Here is a 13,785-nt window from a genome sequence, read left to right on the forward strand (position 1 = left end):
GGACCGACTGCTGTTGGGAAGACAAAGATGAGCATTGAGATGGCAAAGTTATTTAATGGTGAAATTATTAGCGGAGACTCCATGCAGGTTTATAAGGGGATGGATATTGGTACTGCAAAAATCAAGAGGGAAGAAACAGAAGGAATCCCTCATTATTTACTTGATATTAAAGAACCTGATGAACCATTTAGTGCGGCAGAGTTCCAGGAGCGAGCCAATGCTTATATCGAGGATATCCAAAGCAGAGGTAAACTTCCCATTATCGTCGGTGGAACAGGATTATACATACAATCAGTCATCTATGATTATCAATTTTCGGAGGCGCCATCCGACCCTGTTTATAGGGAGGGACTTGAAAAACAGGTAAGGGAGTCAGGAATCGATCCTGTTTTTGAACAATTACGCAGCATTGACCCGGAAAGCGCGAATCGGATTCATCCTAATAATGTAAGAAGGGTGATCAGGGCACTTGAGATTTATCATTGTACTGGTAAAACGATGAGTGAGCAGCTGAATGAACAGCCTACAGAATTCAAATATGATACGTGCATCATTGGATTGACAATGGAACGTGAAAAGTTATATCAACGCATCGATCAACGTGTTGATGTTATGGTAGAAGAAGGGCTGATTCAAGAGGTGGAGTCATTTCATGAAAAAGGTTTGAGGGATTGCCAATCGATCCAGGCTATAGGCTATAAAGAAATCTATGATTATTTTGATGGAAGGGCTTCATTGGATGAAGCCGTTGAGACATTAAAGCAAAACTCCCGTCGATACGCAAAAAGGCAATTGACCTGGTTCCGGAATAAAATGGATGTAATTTGGTTTGATATGACCGATCTCGAGGGTTTTCCAAAAAAAATACATGAAATATCTGGATTTATAGCAGGAAAGCTTTTCGGTGAAGGCGAATACATAAATTTAGAGAGAAAAGAGGAGGACTAATACATGAAACAATCAGTAAATATTCAAGATCAGTTTCTTAATCAATTACGTAAAGATGGTACGTATGTGACGGTATTTTTATTAAACGGGTTCCAGATTAGAGGACAAGTGAAAGGGTTCGATAATTTTACCGTTTTATTTGAATCGGAGGGCAAGCAGCAATTAGTCTATAAACATGCGATTTCTACATTTGCTCCACAACGTAATGTTCAGATCGATTACGAAGTGAAGGAATAATCATATATATGAATGTAAAAAACAGGTTTAGCTTATAGCGACCTGTTTTTTTTTTTGCATGCCCTTCTCTGTCCTTTTTCAAAGAATCGATAATTTTACGTACCTTATTTGAATATATATCAAGGGACGGATTATTTTCCGGGAAACCGCAGGAAATGACATTACCCCTAATATATTGGTGAATGGGAATGGGATTTGTCGTAATAAATCCTCTAATGAAAAAATCCTGTCAGAATAAGTCGCTTTTCAAGAAGGGAATGGGGCTTAATCACGAAAGTAATAAACGGATTTTCCGATGGGGTAATTTTGGCTATGCAGCATTTGCCATGCCATCATAAAAAATTGTGGTGTTAGAGTCAGGGTCCAAGATGGAGAGGTGAATGAAATGGAACAACCGATCCGTATGAAAAATAACGGGCAAATCAATATTGTGTTTAATGCGGAAAACAGAAAAGCGCTACAAAAGGATCTGCCGATAAAAGAAATTTTGGTGCAGGAAATCCCCCACCAGCATGTGGCATTGAAAGAGATTGAAGATGAACTGAAATCGCTGGTTGGAATGGAAGAAATGAAACGGATGATAAAAGAGATATATGCCTGGATTTACATCAATAAACAACGTGAGGCAAAGGGGCTGAAGACTGGCCGGCAAGCGCTGCATATGATGTTTAAAGGGAATCCGGGAACAGGGAAAACAACGGTAGCACGTTTAATCGGGAAGTTGTTTCAAAAAATGAATGTACTTTCGAAAGGGCATTTAATTGAAGCGGAGAGGGCAGATTTAGTCGGGGAATACATTGGCCATACTGCCCAAAAAACCAGGGATTTGATTAAGAAGGCCATTGGCGGAATCTTATTTATTGATGAAGCCTATTCCTTGGGAAGAGGCGGCGAAAAGGATTTTGGAAAAGAAGCCATAGATACCCTTGTCAAGCATATGGAGGATCGGCAGCATGAATTCATTTTGATCCTTGCTGGATATTCGAGGGAAATGGAATATTTCCTAAGTCTTAATCCTGGCCTTCATTCGAGGTTCCCGCTTGTTATTGATTTTCCGGATTATACGATTGAACAGTTAATGGAAATAGCCGATCGGATGCTGCAGGAAAAGGAGTATCTTATGAATCGGGATGCCGAAAGGAAATTAAGGGAACATTTAATCATATTACGTTCTTTCCGGGGACCTATTTCATTCTCTAACGGTCGTTATATCCGCAATATAATAGAAAAGTCAATTAGGGCGCAGGCGATGCGGCTTTTACTGGAAGATTCATTTGAAAAATCCGATTTATTGACGCTTACCAGCCAAGATTTGATTTTCGAGGATGAAGAGAAAGAATGACATGGAAAAGCCCACCAGGATGGCGGGCTTTTCAAATTTATGTTTTAGGCACCCATTTTTTATTAGGAAGATGCCAATTATTGGTGTAAGAAAGGACTCGCAATATCGTGATGACGGCAAAGAGCGAATAAAGCTGCCATGATTGGGATAATACACCACTGCCTAAAGCCAAGCCTGCAATGATGGCCCATACTGCGTAGATTTCTTTTCTGAAGACCAATGGCTTTCTTCCGGCCAGCACGTCACGGAGTATCCCGCCGCCGCATCCGGTTAATGCAGCTGATACTATGATGGCGCTTATTGGATGATTAAGTTCCACGGCATACATCGCCCCTTGGATGGCAAAGGCTGAGAGGCCAATGGCATCACTGAGATTTCCCCATCTGTCCCAGTGCTTTGATAGGTTTGTAGGAAAAACAAAAACGATGGTGATGGATACTAAAGCGATGACAAAATAGAAACTTTGATCCCATAAAGCTGAAACGGGGACGCCGATCAACAGATTGCGGATTGCCCCGCCGCCAAAGGCGGTTACGATTCCTAAAATATAAACTCCTAAAATATCATACTCTTCTTCCATGGCGATGATGGTTCCGCTTATAGCGAATGCAATCGTACCTATGAAGCTTAATACTTCCCATGTCATATGAATGTCCCTCTATGTCTTTTCGATTTTGATGGTAAAGCCAAATTTGATTTTAGCACGGTATCGTAATTTTTAAAACGGTTAAAAGCTTCGTTTTGAGGAAATTTTTATATATTCAATTTTTTTGTTATGATTAAGTTAAATTTACCAGAAGGTGGTGCGTGTGATTTGGAAGAAGCAATAAAGGAAACGGCTGTCTTGATTGGGTGTCAAACAACTGAGACAAGTGAACATTTTGAATATTCACTCGATGAACTGTCTTCTTTGGCGAAGACGGCGAATGCTGAGGTTTTAATGACCATCTCCCAGAAAAGGGAAAGCGTCGATCCGGCTACATATATAGGAAAAGGAAAAGTGGAAGAACTCCGGAATCTGGAAGAGGAGCTGGAGCCGGATTTATTTATCTTTAATGATGAATTATCCCCGAGCCAGATTCGGAACCTTTCGAAACAATTGGAGGCAAGGGTCATAGACCGGACACAGCTAATATTGGATATATTTGCTCAGCGGGCTCGATCCAGGGAAGGGAAGCTGCAGGTTGAACTTGCTCAGCTCCAATATTTATTGCCGCGTTTGGTTGGACAGGGGACGGCAATGTCCAGGCTAGGAGGCGGAATCGGCACAAGGGGACCAGGGGAGACGAAGCTGGAAAGCGACCGCCGCCACATCCGTGGAAAAATAGATGAAATCAAGCAGCAATTAAGTGGAATAGTGAAGCATCGTGAACGCTATCGTGATAGAAGGAAACGTAATAAGACCTTTCAAATAGCACTAGTGGGATACACGAATGCAGGTAAATCAACGCTGTTCAACCGTTTGACGGAGGCGGATTCATATGAAGAGAACCAATTATTCGCTACGCTGGATCCCATGACACGAAAGGCGATTCTTCCTAGCGGATTTACCGTGCTTCTGACGGATACGGTTGGATTCATACAAGATTTGCCGACATCTTTAATTGCCGCATTCCGCTCTACCTTGGAAGAGGTGAAAGAAGCGGATCTGCTGTTACATGTGGTCGATTCCTCAAGTACCGATTACTTTAATCATCAGAAAACGGTGCAGGATTTGCTAAATGACTTAGATGTCCCTTCCATTCCACAGCTAACGTTGTATAATAAGAAAGATAAGGTTCACGCTGATTTTGTGAGATCAGCCAGTCGTGCTTCATTAATGATCAGTGCCTATGAACAATCGGATCTGAATGAAATCATGGAAGAAATTGAAAAGTACGTGATTGAAGAAATGATCCCGTATCATGTTTTCCTGCCATCGAGTGAGGGTAAACTATTATCACAGCTGAAAAATGAAACCATATTGCGCACTCTCTCCTTTAATGAAGAATCGGAAAGATATGAATGCAAAGGTTTTTGTCTAGCTGATCATCCAATAACCGGGCAGCTGGAGAAATATTCATTATAAAGGGGAATTTTGATGTATCAGCAGTTAACAAATGGAGAAGTGTTGAAAAACATTGCCCAGGAAGTGGAAGCAATGATTTCTCCATTACATAAGCAAGTGGACGAACGAATCGAAGAAAATCAATTTCGCGTATTACAAAGTTATCAAGCACATAAAGTGAGTGATTCCCACTTCATCCCGACTACTGGGTATGGATACGATGATATGGGCCGCGATACGCTGGAATTGATATACGCAGATGTTTTTGGAGCGGAAGCTGGATTGGTGCGCCCCCAAATTATATCAGGCACACACGCCATCTCCACCGCTCTTTTTGGCATTTTGCGCCCAGGGGATGAATTGTTATACATAACAGGAAAGCCGTATGATACTTTGGAAGAAATCGTCGGTATCCGGGGGACGGGTATTGGATCTTTACGTGATTTTCAGATCAGCTATAAGGCCGTTCCGTTGGCGGAAACTGGAACCGTTGATTTCGAAGCCGTCAAACATGCCATTCAACCGAATACGAAGATGATCGGTATACAAAGATCAAAAGGGTATGCTACACGTCCTTCCTTTACGATCGATGAAATAAAGGAAATGATTGCCTTCGTTAAAGGCATTAACCCGGAAATCGTCGTGTTCGTGGATAATTGTTATGGAGAGTTTGTTGAGACACAAGAACCATGTCATGTCGGAGCGGATTTAATGGCTGGTTCACTCATTAAAAATCCTGGCGGCGGGATAGTGAAAACCGGTGGATACATTGTTGGTAAAAAGGACCTGGTTGAAGCCTGCTCTTATCGGTTAACATCACCAGGAATAGGGGCTGAAGCAGGTGCTTCGCTTTATAGTCTGCAGGAAATGTACCAAGGATTCTTCCTAGCACCGCATGTCGTGGGCCAAGCTGTTAAAGGAGCCATGTTCACAGCTGCCTTTTTAGAAAAGCTCGGTATGAATACATCCCCAAAATGGGATGCGAAACGAACTGACTTGATTCAATCCGTTCAATTTGATGAACGGGATAAGATGGTTGCCTTCTGTCAGGCCATCCAATATGCATCACCAATCAATTCACATGTGACACCGTATCCTGCCTATATGCCGGGATATGAGGACGATGTAATCATGGCTGCAGGCACCTTTATACAGGGGGCCAGCATTGAACTGACGGCAGATGGTCCGACAAGGGCTCCATATGTTGCTTATGTTCAAGGCGGATTGACATACGCCCATGTTAAAATGGCTGTATTGACTGCTGTGAATGCGCTAATGGACAAAAAGCTGATCCAATTGTAATTGAAATTAAATAAGGTATGTTATGGAATCTAGATACAATTGGATTCCAGTAAGAGTAATAGTCATAATATTTGCGTATTAACAAATCATTTAATTTTTCTGAGAAAAATCACGTCATAAAATGTAACATCATATTGACAAGTTTAATAACATGATATAAGATTATTTTAAGATAAACAAAAGGAGGATGCTAAGAATGAGCGGCAACAACATTCGGCGTTCGATGCCTCTTTTTTCCATCGGAATCGTCATGCAGTTAACTGAGTTGTCTGCACGCCAAATTCGGTATTACGAAGAGCATCAACTTATTACTCCTATGAGAACAGATGGAAATCGTCGGGTCTTTTCATTAAATGACATCGATCGACTGCTTGAGATTAAAGATTTAATCGAACAAGGAGTCAATCTGGCTGGCATTAAAAAGATTTTCACTGTAAAGGAACAGAATTTACCTAAAACCCAAGAATTAGAACAAGCGGAAAAAATAAGGCATGACCTTAGTGACGAGGATCTTCGCAAGCTTCTGCGTGCCGAGCTTTTACAAGGAAGCAAGCATCGAACATCTCTTAGACAAGGGGATATGTCCCGTTTTTTCCAATAAAAAATATGATTTATGAATTATTAGGGGGAATAGAAATTGGCAAAGTTCACACGTGAAGACATCACTCGTTTAGCGAAAGAAGAAAATGTTAAGTACATTCGTTTACAATTCACTGACATTTTAGGGACAATTAAAAACGTTGAAATCCCAGTCAGTCAATTAGAAAAAGCACTTGATAATAAAATGATGTTTGATGGATCTTCCATTGAAGGCTTCGTTCGTATCGAAGAGTCTGATATGTACTTATATCCTGATCTAAATACATGGGTTATCTTCCCTTGGACTTCCGAAAAAGGTAAAGTTGCACGCTTGATCTGTGATATTTACAATACGGATGGAACTCCTTTTGATGGGGATCCACGTGCAAACCTAAAACGTGTTCTTGCAGAAGCAAGAGAAATGGGCTTCACAGATTTCAATCTTGGACCTGAACCTGAATTCTTCCTATTCAAACTGGATGCAGCAGGCGAGCCGACGCTGGAATTGAACGATAAAGGCGGATACTTTGACCTTGCACCTACTGACCTAGGAGAAAACTGCCGTCGTGATATCGTTCTTGAGCTTGAAGAAATGGGATTTGAAATCGAAGCATCCCACCATGAAGTAGCTCCAGGACAACACGAAATTGACTTTAAATATGCAGATGCGATTTCAGCTTGTGATAACATCCAAACATTTAAATTGGTTGTTAAAACGATTGCCCGCAAACATGGTTTACACGCAACATTCATGCCAAAACCATTGTTCGGTGTTAACGGATCTGGAATGCATTGTAACGTTTCTCTATTCAAAGGCAACGAAAACGCATTTTATGATAAAGAAGGTAAATTGGAATTAAGCAAAACAGCTGAGCAATTTATCGCGGGTATCATTAAGCATGCTCCAAGCTTCACTGCGGTAACAAACCCAACTGTTAACTCATACAAACGTCTAGTTCCTGGTTACGAAGCTCCTTGTTATGTAGCATGGTCTGCTAAAAACCGTAGCCCGCTAATCCGTATCCCAGCTTCACGCGGAGTAAGTACTCGCGTAGAGGTACGTAGTGTCGATCCAGCAGCAAACCCATACTTGGCACTTGCCGTTCTGCTAAAAGCTGGTCTTGACGGTATCAAGAACGACTTGACTCCTCCAGCTCCAGTTGATCGCAACATCTATGTAATGAATAAAGAAGAACGTGAAGAAGTAGGTATCGTTGATCTACCAGCTACTTTATATGCTGCATTGGAAACATTAAAATCTGATGAAGTCATTAAAGAAGCATTAGGTGAACATTTACTTGAACACTTCGTCGAAGCAAAAGAAATCGAGTGGGATATGTTCCGTACACAAGTTCACCCATGGGAACGCGAACAATATATGTCAATGTATTAATAACTTTAAAGCCTTGGTATTACTGAGTTTCTCAGTTGCCAAGGCTTTTTTTATTTTTATAAAATGAAAGGGAACTGGCTGGCTGACCACATTTTGACCACACTTCAAACTATTTCATATTCAACTGGGGATAATGTGGATGACATTCCGGGACCTAAAACTAAGTCAGTTCTTATCAAAGCCTTATAAATAGAACTTAATAACCTACAATAAGAAATTAGTTGTGGATGAAAAATGGGGACCTAAGACTAGAGCAGCCATTGTCACTGTCAAAAAAGGTGCAAAAGGCAATCTTACATGGATTCTACAGGCTGCACTTTATACTGAAGGATATAGCCCTGAATCACTCGATTCTATCTTTGGAAAAGGTAGTGAAACTGCATTAGCTAACCAGGAAGTAGGTGATATTTCAGTTGATAGGAAGGCGGGGAAAGCTACTTTCACTGAATTGGTTGCTGGATAAAGAAAATTTTAACTTTTAAATAGTCTTTCTGGACGATTCTTTTCTTTAAATAAATTCTGGTACCAAGTAATAATATAAAACTCATGAAAAATGCAGTACCTTTTTTAAAATTCATCGCCTTCATTCCTTCCTTTTAAATATATGTACATGTACATATATAAACCTACCATAAAAAAGGGAAATAGGAATAAATGTTCATAATATTTCAACTTTTTTCTATTGTCATTTTGCTATTTACTTATATATGAATAAATAGAAAAACATAAAATCAAAATGAAAGCTAAAAAAAGTATTATGCCTATAAGAAAATTAATAGTTAAATAAATTGCCGAGATATTTAAAAGCGCAATTAAAATAAATATATTTATCTTATCTTTAATTTTTAAGAAACATATAAAAATTAAAGATAAAATGAATAAGGAACTTGCTAAATAAAATATTGAATCATATTCTAAGTTATCGCTATACGTTAATAAAACAATCCAGTATAAAACTATAAGTGTTACTATACTAATTATTTTTTTCATAGATTCACCCTCCTTTTTAAATGTAAACATATCAAGGTTAAAATATCATATATTATCCTAAAATATTAGTTTTTGTGGTTTTGAACAATTGATGGCCGGCCATATGTTCCGTTATTAGTGACTGCACAGAAATTGGGAATGACCGTTACCTATGATCCAAAGATTTACAGAACCTTTATTCAGTCAAACACGCTAGATGTGAATAAGCCAATCGCTTACGAAAAAGCCCAAACAACCAAACAGCAAATTGCATTATCTTTTGATGACGGTCCTGACAAACTTATTACACCCCCAATTTTAGATATATTAAAAGAAAAAGGTGTTCCTGCCACATTTTTCTTTGTTGGGGAGCAAGTTTCCTATTTTCCACAATTGGAAAAACGAATGGTAGACGAGGGACATACCATTGCAAATCACTCTTGGGATCATTCGGAACTTTCCAAACTATACACGTCCCAGGTTATTCAACAACTAAAATCTACTAACGAAATAATTGAAAAAGTAACAGGAGTAAAAGCTACATTAATTAGGCCTCCATATGGCGACGTTACACCCGCAGTGCCCTTGTATTTGAAAAACTAGGATTTAAAAATATCCATTGGTCAGTAGATACACTCGATTGGAGTGGTACATCCGCAGAGGAAATTATGACGATTTTGAATAGGGATAAATCACCCGGTGGAATTGTGTCTTGCAGCACAATTTCCAAAATCCGGAATTAGAAGAACAGTGAAGAGGCACTGCCCCAAATGATTGACCAATTAAGAGCAGAAGGCTATGAATTTGTAACAGTTGATGCTTTATTAAGTAGTAACTAAAAATAAAATTTGTTTATTAAAATGGACCATTATTTATTGAACCTATTTTTAAAAATGAAAAACCAAAATCAATCATTGATTTTGGTTTTTTCTTATGCAACTGACGGGGCAGATTAGCTCCATAATGAACAAGTGATTTATTTATTAATCATATATGTTAATATACGATTACTTCACAATAATTCCCCCCTAATTTTATTCCAAAAGTAATGTTAGCACAGATTTCCAATAGTTCAATCGCCCTCATATAAATCATCGACCTTCACATTAAATATTTTGGCTACTTTAAACGCCTTATCAATTGTGGGGTAATTCCCTATATTTATCCATTACGTTTATCGGATGCACCATTTGGAACCATTTGAATTCTTGTTTAGGTAAGATCCGCATTAGAAAATTTTTTTCTATGTTAGTTACAGTTATATGGACAAACAGCCACGCAATATTAAAAAACAAAAATATATTATTTAAAAGGAGTGAATTATATGTCAACTAATTCCAATTTTTGCTGTCCACGCTGTTTCAATAGGATCTGTTGTTGTCCCCCTGTTCATCAAGCATTCAAAGGAGATAAAGGAGATAAAGGATTTCCAGGAGCTCCAGGTCCCCGAGGTCCTCAAGGACCCCAAGGACCCCAAGGACTCCAAGGACCCCAAGGACCCCAAGGACCCCAAGGATTCCCAGGACCTCCAGGACCCGCAGGACCCCAAGGACCCGCAGGACCTCCAGGACCCGCAGGACCTCCAGGGGCTGGTGCGATCATTCCATTCGCATCCGGTATTACTCCTGCAGCATTAACTATTCTTGTAGGTGGACTCGTTGGTACTTCAAGTGCTATTGGGTTTGGAACTGCTATTCCTGGTCTTACTATTCTTGGAGGCACAGTAGACCTAACAGGCCTTCTTAATGAGGCATTTACGGTTCCGCGTGCTGGAACCATTACCTCGATAGCTGCAACCTTCAGCACTACAGTTGGATTAACTCTTCCTGTTGGTACAGCAACGATCACAGCACAATTATTTCGAGCACCGGCAGGAAGTAACATTTTCACTGCAATTCCAGGTGCTACTGTAGTATTAGCTCCACCTCTCACAGGTATAGTTTCTATTGGTACTATTAGTCAAGGGATTACTGCAGGATTGGCAATACCAGTAAGTCCGGGAGAGCGTCTAATGATGGTTTTCTCTGTAGTAGGCACTGGAATTACTCTTGCTACTGCCGTGGTTGGTGCTGCCAGTGCGGGGGTTGCAATCAGTTAATTTCGCTGCATTGCCATTAGTCGACACTCCCGTTATAAGAGCCTTAATCTTGTCGGCGATGGTTTTACTCACATTATTTAAAGGCTGCTGTAAAAGTAAATCTAGGGATTTCGTTTAGAATAAACTAATAAAGGCCTTCTCTATATAGAGAAGGCTTTGTTAGTCAAGACTAAAACTAACTCAACACCGTCATTTATGGAGCAGGAAGAGTATTAGTTGTTGGAGTAGTTGTAGTTTCACAACGACGTTCATTTACGTCGCAAATACCACCATGTGAATCTACAATAACTTGTCGAGTCACTGTAATTGTAGTGCGTAGTACAATCTTGACTAAAATAGCATTGGCAGTAACAAGTCCTGTAGGGCCGATGACTGGAACGCCTGGTTGAGCAAAGATCCCTTCTATTACTAATGGGGGTTCTATTACTGTATCCTCAGGGCAGGCACCTGGAAAATCTGTATGCTCCTGGAATGGTAAACTAGTTGCAAGTGTGGCTGTTAAAACAGGAGTGGTTGTTCCTGGTGCCGTAAACGTTACCGTAACAGTTACAGGAATAAGCCCGATGTTAACAACTTTGTCCCTAATAATTGTCGTGTTACGGGTAATACCAGCTAGATTTGGTACAACAGATACTGTTCTAATTGTGGATCCAGCTGGTATAACAGGAGCAAACGCGGTAAAAGGAAGTGTTGTTTCTGCAACCTTTTGTACCGCTTTTGAGCCTACAACTGAATTAACTAGGACACAGTCGCTGTTTAATGGTGCAGCGAGCTCGCGTGCTGGAGCTTTAAAATCGCATTGGCAAGCAGAATCGCAAGACCCACAAGACTTACATTTATTTTCCTGCTTGAATTTTGAATGATTGTCAATTCTTGATTTTTTGCCAAAACAGTCGCTGTCGTTAAAACAGACAGAACCCCAGTGGCTGTTTAATGGGTTTTGATTACCGAAATTTCCCACAAAATCACAATCCTTTCTTGTACCTTATTTTTTTTGAAAATGAAATGGAGTTTAGTATCGAATCTAACTAAAGTACTACAAAAAGTATTTTCGCAGTAGTAATTACAATGTATTAAGAAAATAAACGATTTGCTTGGGCAATTACTTATTTATCTAGACTGACTATAAAAATATAGGCAATTAAGTATTATGCTCTAAGGTATCTTTAGTGGGGCTATATATTGGCCCCAGTAAATAAAAACGAACTTTTTACAGTTCGACATAAATGTAATGAGACGTTTTTAAATTAGTGAGTACTTCTAATTAATCACTCCAATTAAGGATTTGCCTCGGTTATTTTTTAAAGACGATATTGTAAACCGTAAGAGTATATGGATGAAAAAAGGGAAACATCATCATAAAAGATGGTGCTTTTTTTTGTGGAGAAGGAAGGTTAGCAATTTGAAGTTAACTGACCATATTTCTAAATCAGACATCCAGAAGTTTAGAGGCAGCAATCCGAGTAAACCTGATTCCAAGCCAAAGAAAAAAGAAGGATTAAACCAGTTGGTGGGTCTGTGAGGAGAAATAAAAAAGCACCAATAAGGTGCAGGTGCTCAGTTAAATATCTTTTTAAAGTAATGGATATTCATTATGTTAATAGCAATTCCGATTATCGTAAACATAATAATATCAATTAGATTAGTTTCATCCATAGAATGATAAGGAGCGAAAAGTTCAATATATGTATAATCAATGATAATTAAAGGTATTGACCATACGAAGGTACGCAAGAATAGAGGAATCGTTAAGCTAAAGAATGGTAAGAAAAAATCTAAATCTTTACTACTTCTCTTTTTTATAATTAACGATTAAAAGATAGATTGCAATTACATCGATAATTGAAGTCAAAATTAAATCTATAACATCCATTCATAGTTGAAGGGTTATAAACTACAGGATATGCAAGTACTTAAAGAGTAAATATCACCCAGAAGAATATACGGTATCTTTTCTTTTGTTTGTTGGTTATTGTTCCTTCCTGTAAAGCTATGACGAGTTTGTTAATATTCCAGATATACATTGTTGTCCCCTTATGTAGTACAGTATCAGACTAATTATAGGTTAGGTTACTGCAAAGCCATCTATATTAAGATAGTAAGGGAAGTCTAGGGTCTATTATAATTGTGTTAATTCATGGGTAAGTAGCTCACAATAACAAATAAAAGCCTGATAAGCTAAGAAGTTCTATAAGTAAATGAAACGGTTTACGAGCGAATGACTAGGAGTTGTTGCTTAGCTTGGCAGAGTACAAGACAGATGAGCAGCAGGAGAAGTTTTTAGGTCACATGTATGGAACAAGATAAGACATGTTCAACTAAGCTCATTCACGACTAACAGTTTTATTTGTTGAACATTAAGACTATTTAGTTTACTAAGTTTTGTAGGTAATATATACCAGGAAAAACCATTAGGGGTTGACTTTATGCTTAATCAGTTTCGAAATAAATTGATTCCCACACAAGAAACGACAGAAGAAGTAGATAATATCTACGCTATTTTCCCCCCCGCCAGGAACCATTATTGATGAGGCAACTGATGAAGAAATGGAAAAGGTAGCCGAGCTTGAAATTAGACATATGGCTTTCATGAGGTTGCAGGATATGATTATACAATTTGACGGTGCATCTTATAAAGAACTATTAAAAGAGTTTCAAGACTTTGAAGCCGATTCATGTAATTTTTGGAGAGGTGTGGCTAGACGTATATCTGTTCCGTATGAATGGCCAATAGGAATTGATCATGCAAACGGTCCTATTTATGTTGGTGGTCACGATTTATATGAGGGATAGAATAGAGAAAGAAGAGTGTGATGTATGGCTTAACTCATAGTCGGAAAGGTTCATATATGAGTTGGTAAGGTATTATT

At 39.0% G+C, this 13,785-nt stretch carries 14 protein-coding genes; 11 read left to right on the forward strand and 3 right to left on the reverse strand.

The features are described from left to right. Positions 1–27: 27 nt before the first annotated feature. The 3 genes from miaA to spoVK all read left to right on the forward strand — a co-directional run bounded on the left by miaA (position 28) and on the right by spoVK (position 2,527). Complete coding sequence (miaA, locus tag ACJ9PY_RS08685) at positions 28–948, forward strand: tRNA (adenosine(37)-N6)-dimethylallyltransferase MiaA (protein ID WP_411740252.1); 921 nt, start codon at positions 28–30, stop codon at positions 946–948. A 3-nt stretch (positions 949–951) separates the two neighbouring features. Next, positions 952–1,185: an RNA chaperone Hfq gene (gene hfq, locus ACJ9PY_RS08690; RefSeq protein WP_034313436.1), complete on the forward strand. Its 234-nt coding sequence runs from the start codon at positions 952–954 to the stop codon at positions 1,183–1,185. A gap of 385 nt (positions 1,186–1,570) precedes the next feature. Next, the gene (gene spoVK, locus ACJ9PY_RS08695; RefSeq protein WP_034313433.1) at positions 1,571–2,527 is read left to right on the forward strand and encodes a stage V sporulation protein K; all 957 of its coding nucleotides are present in this window, start codon (positions 1,571–1,573) and stop codon (positions 2,525–2,527) included. Between the two features lie 37 nt (positions 2,528–2,564). On the opposite strand, the gene ACJ9PY_RS08700 is transcribed toward spoVK, so the two are convergent. Then, positions 2,565–3,173, reverse strand: a complete 609-nt coding sequence (locus ACJ9PY_RS08700) for a trimeric intracellular cation channel family protein (RefSeq protein WP_034313431.1) — start codon at positions 3,171–3,173, stop codon at positions 2,565–2,567. A 168-nt stretch (positions 3,174–3,341) separates the two neighbouring features. Between ACJ9PY_RS08700 and hflX the strand changes: the two genes are divergently transcribed. The 5 genes from hflX (at position 3,342) to ACJ9PY_RS08725 (ending at position 8,311) form a co-directional block, all read left to right on the forward strand. Beyond that, complete coding sequence (gene hflX / locus ACJ9PY_RS08705; protein ID WP_057276372.1) at positions 3,342–4,595, forward strand: GTPase HflX; 1,254 nt, start codon at positions 3,342–3,344, stop codon at positions 4,593–4,595. A gap of 12 nt (positions 4,596–4,607) precedes the next feature. After that, on the forward strand, positions 4,608–5,876 hold the full coding sequence (locus ACJ9PY_RS08710; RefSeq protein WP_098184609.1) for an aminotransferase class I/II-fold pyridoxal phosphate-dependent enzyme: 1,269 nt from the start codon (positions 4,608–4,610) through the stop codon (positions 5,874–5,876). A gap of 196 nt (positions 5,877–6,072) precedes the next feature. Beyond that, positions 6,073–6,477 carry a MerR family transcriptional regulator gene (locus ACJ9PY_RS08715; RefSeq protein WP_034313425.1) on the forward strand — a complete coding sequence of 135 codons (405 nt, stop codon included), beginning with the start codon at positions 6,073–6,075 and terminating at the stop codon, positions 6,475–6,477. A 36-nt stretch (positions 6,478–6,513) separates the two neighbouring features. Then, on the forward strand, positions 6,514–7,848 hold the full coding sequence (gene glnA, locus ACJ9PY_RS08720; RefSeq protein ID WP_034313424.1) for a type I glutamate--ammonia ligase: 1,335 nt from the start codon (positions 6,514–6,516) through the stop codon (positions 7,846–7,848). Positions 7,849–8,071: 223 nt separating this feature from the next. After that, positions 8,072–8,311 carry a peptidoglycan-binding domain-containing protein gene (locus ACJ9PY_RS08725; RefSeq protein ID WP_411739786.1) on the forward strand — a complete coding sequence of 80 codons (240 nt, stop codon included), beginning with the start codon at positions 8,072–8,074 and terminating at the stop codon, positions 8,309–8,311. A 230-nt stretch (positions 8,312–8,541) separates the two neighbouring features. Here ACJ9PY_RS08725 and ACJ9PY_RS08730 read toward each other — a convergent pair whose 3' ends face one another. Then, a complete protein-coding gene (locus ACJ9PY_RS08730; protein ID WP_411739787.1) occupies positions 8,542–8,838 on the reverse strand; it encodes a hypothetical protein in 297 nt (98 codons plus the stop codon). 117 nt (positions 8,839–8,955) lie between these two features. On the opposite strand from ACJ9PY_RS08730, the gene ACJ9PY_RS08735 reads away from it, so the two are divergent. Next, complete coding sequence (locus ACJ9PY_RS08735; protein WP_411739788.1) at positions 8,956–9,420, forward strand: polysaccharide deacetylase family protein; 465 nt, start codon at positions 8,956–8,958, stop codon at positions 9,418–9,420. Positions 9,421–10,141: 721 nt separating this feature from the next. After that, complete coding sequence (locus ACJ9PY_RS08740; RefSeq protein ID WP_411739789.1) at positions 10,142–10,915, forward strand: exosporium glycoprotein BclB-related protein; 774 nt, start codon at positions 10,142–10,144, stop codon at positions 10,913–10,915. Positions 10,916–11,108: 193 nt separating this feature from the next. Here the strand turns inward: ACJ9PY_RS08740 and ACJ9PY_RS08745 are convergent, their stop codons facing one another. After that, positions 11,109–11,876, reverse strand: coding sequence for a hypothetical protein (locus ACJ9PY_RS08745; RefSeq protein WP_411739790.1), 768 nt, complete (start codon positions 11,874–11,876; stop codon positions 11,109–11,111). A gap of 1,586 nt (positions 11,877–13,462) precedes the next feature. Between ACJ9PY_RS08745 and ACJ9PY_RS08750 the strand changes: the two genes are divergently transcribed. Continuing rightward, the gene (locus tag ACJ9PY_RS08750; RefSeq protein ID WP_411739791.1) at positions 13,463–13,708 is read left to right on the forward strand and encodes a hypothetical protein; all 246 of its coding nucleotides are present in this window, start codon (positions 13,463–13,465) and stop codon (positions 13,706–13,708) included. Positions 13,709–13,785 lie beyond the last annotated feature (77 nt).

The sequence above is a fragment of the Peribacillus sp. S4 genome (genome assembly GCF_046715815.1).
Classification (GTDB): domain Bacteria; phylum Bacillota; class Bacilli; order Bacillales; family DSM-1321; genus Peribacillus; species Peribacillus frigoritolerans.

What these genes read in the sequence shown, in the direction of transcription:
- miaA (WP_411740252.1), top strand. Translation starts at nt 28, where the DNA reads ATGAGCATTGAGATGGCAAAGTTATTTAATGGTGAAATTATTAGCGGA.
- hfq (WP_034313436.1), top strand. Translation starts at nt 952, where the DNA reads ATGAAACAATCAGTAAATATTCAAGATCAGTTTCTTAATCAATTACGT.
- spoVK (WP_034313433.1), top strand. Translation starts at nt 1,571, where the DNA reads ATGGAACAACCGATCCGTATGAAAAATAACGGGCAAATCAATATTGTG.
- ACJ9PY_RS08700 (WP_034313431.1), bottom strand. Translation starts at nt 3,173, where the DNA reads ATGACATGGGAAGTATTAAGCTTCATAGGTACGATTGCATTCGCTATA.
- ACJ9PY_RS08710 (WP_098184609.1), top strand. Translation starts at nt 4,608, where the DNA reads ATGTATCAGCAGTTAACAAATGGAGAAGTGTTGAAAAACATTGCCCAG.
- ACJ9PY_RS08715 (WP_034313425.1), top strand. Translation starts at nt 6,073, where the DNA reads ATGAGCGGCAACAACATTCGGCGTTCGATGCCTCTTTTTTCCATCGGA.
- ACJ9PY_RS08730 (WP_411739787.1), bottom strand. Translation starts at nt 8,838, where the DNA reads ATGAAAAAAATAATTAGTATAGTAACACTTATAGTTTTATACTGGATT.
- ACJ9PY_RS08740 (WP_411739789.1), top strand. Translation starts at nt 10,142, where the DNA reads ATGTCAACTAATTCCAATTTTTGCTGTCCACGCTGTTTCAATAGGATC.
- ACJ9PY_RS08750 (WP_411739791.1), top strand. Translation starts at nt 13,463, where the DNA reads ATGGAAAAGGTAGCCGAGCTTGAAATTAGACATATGGCTTTCATGAGG.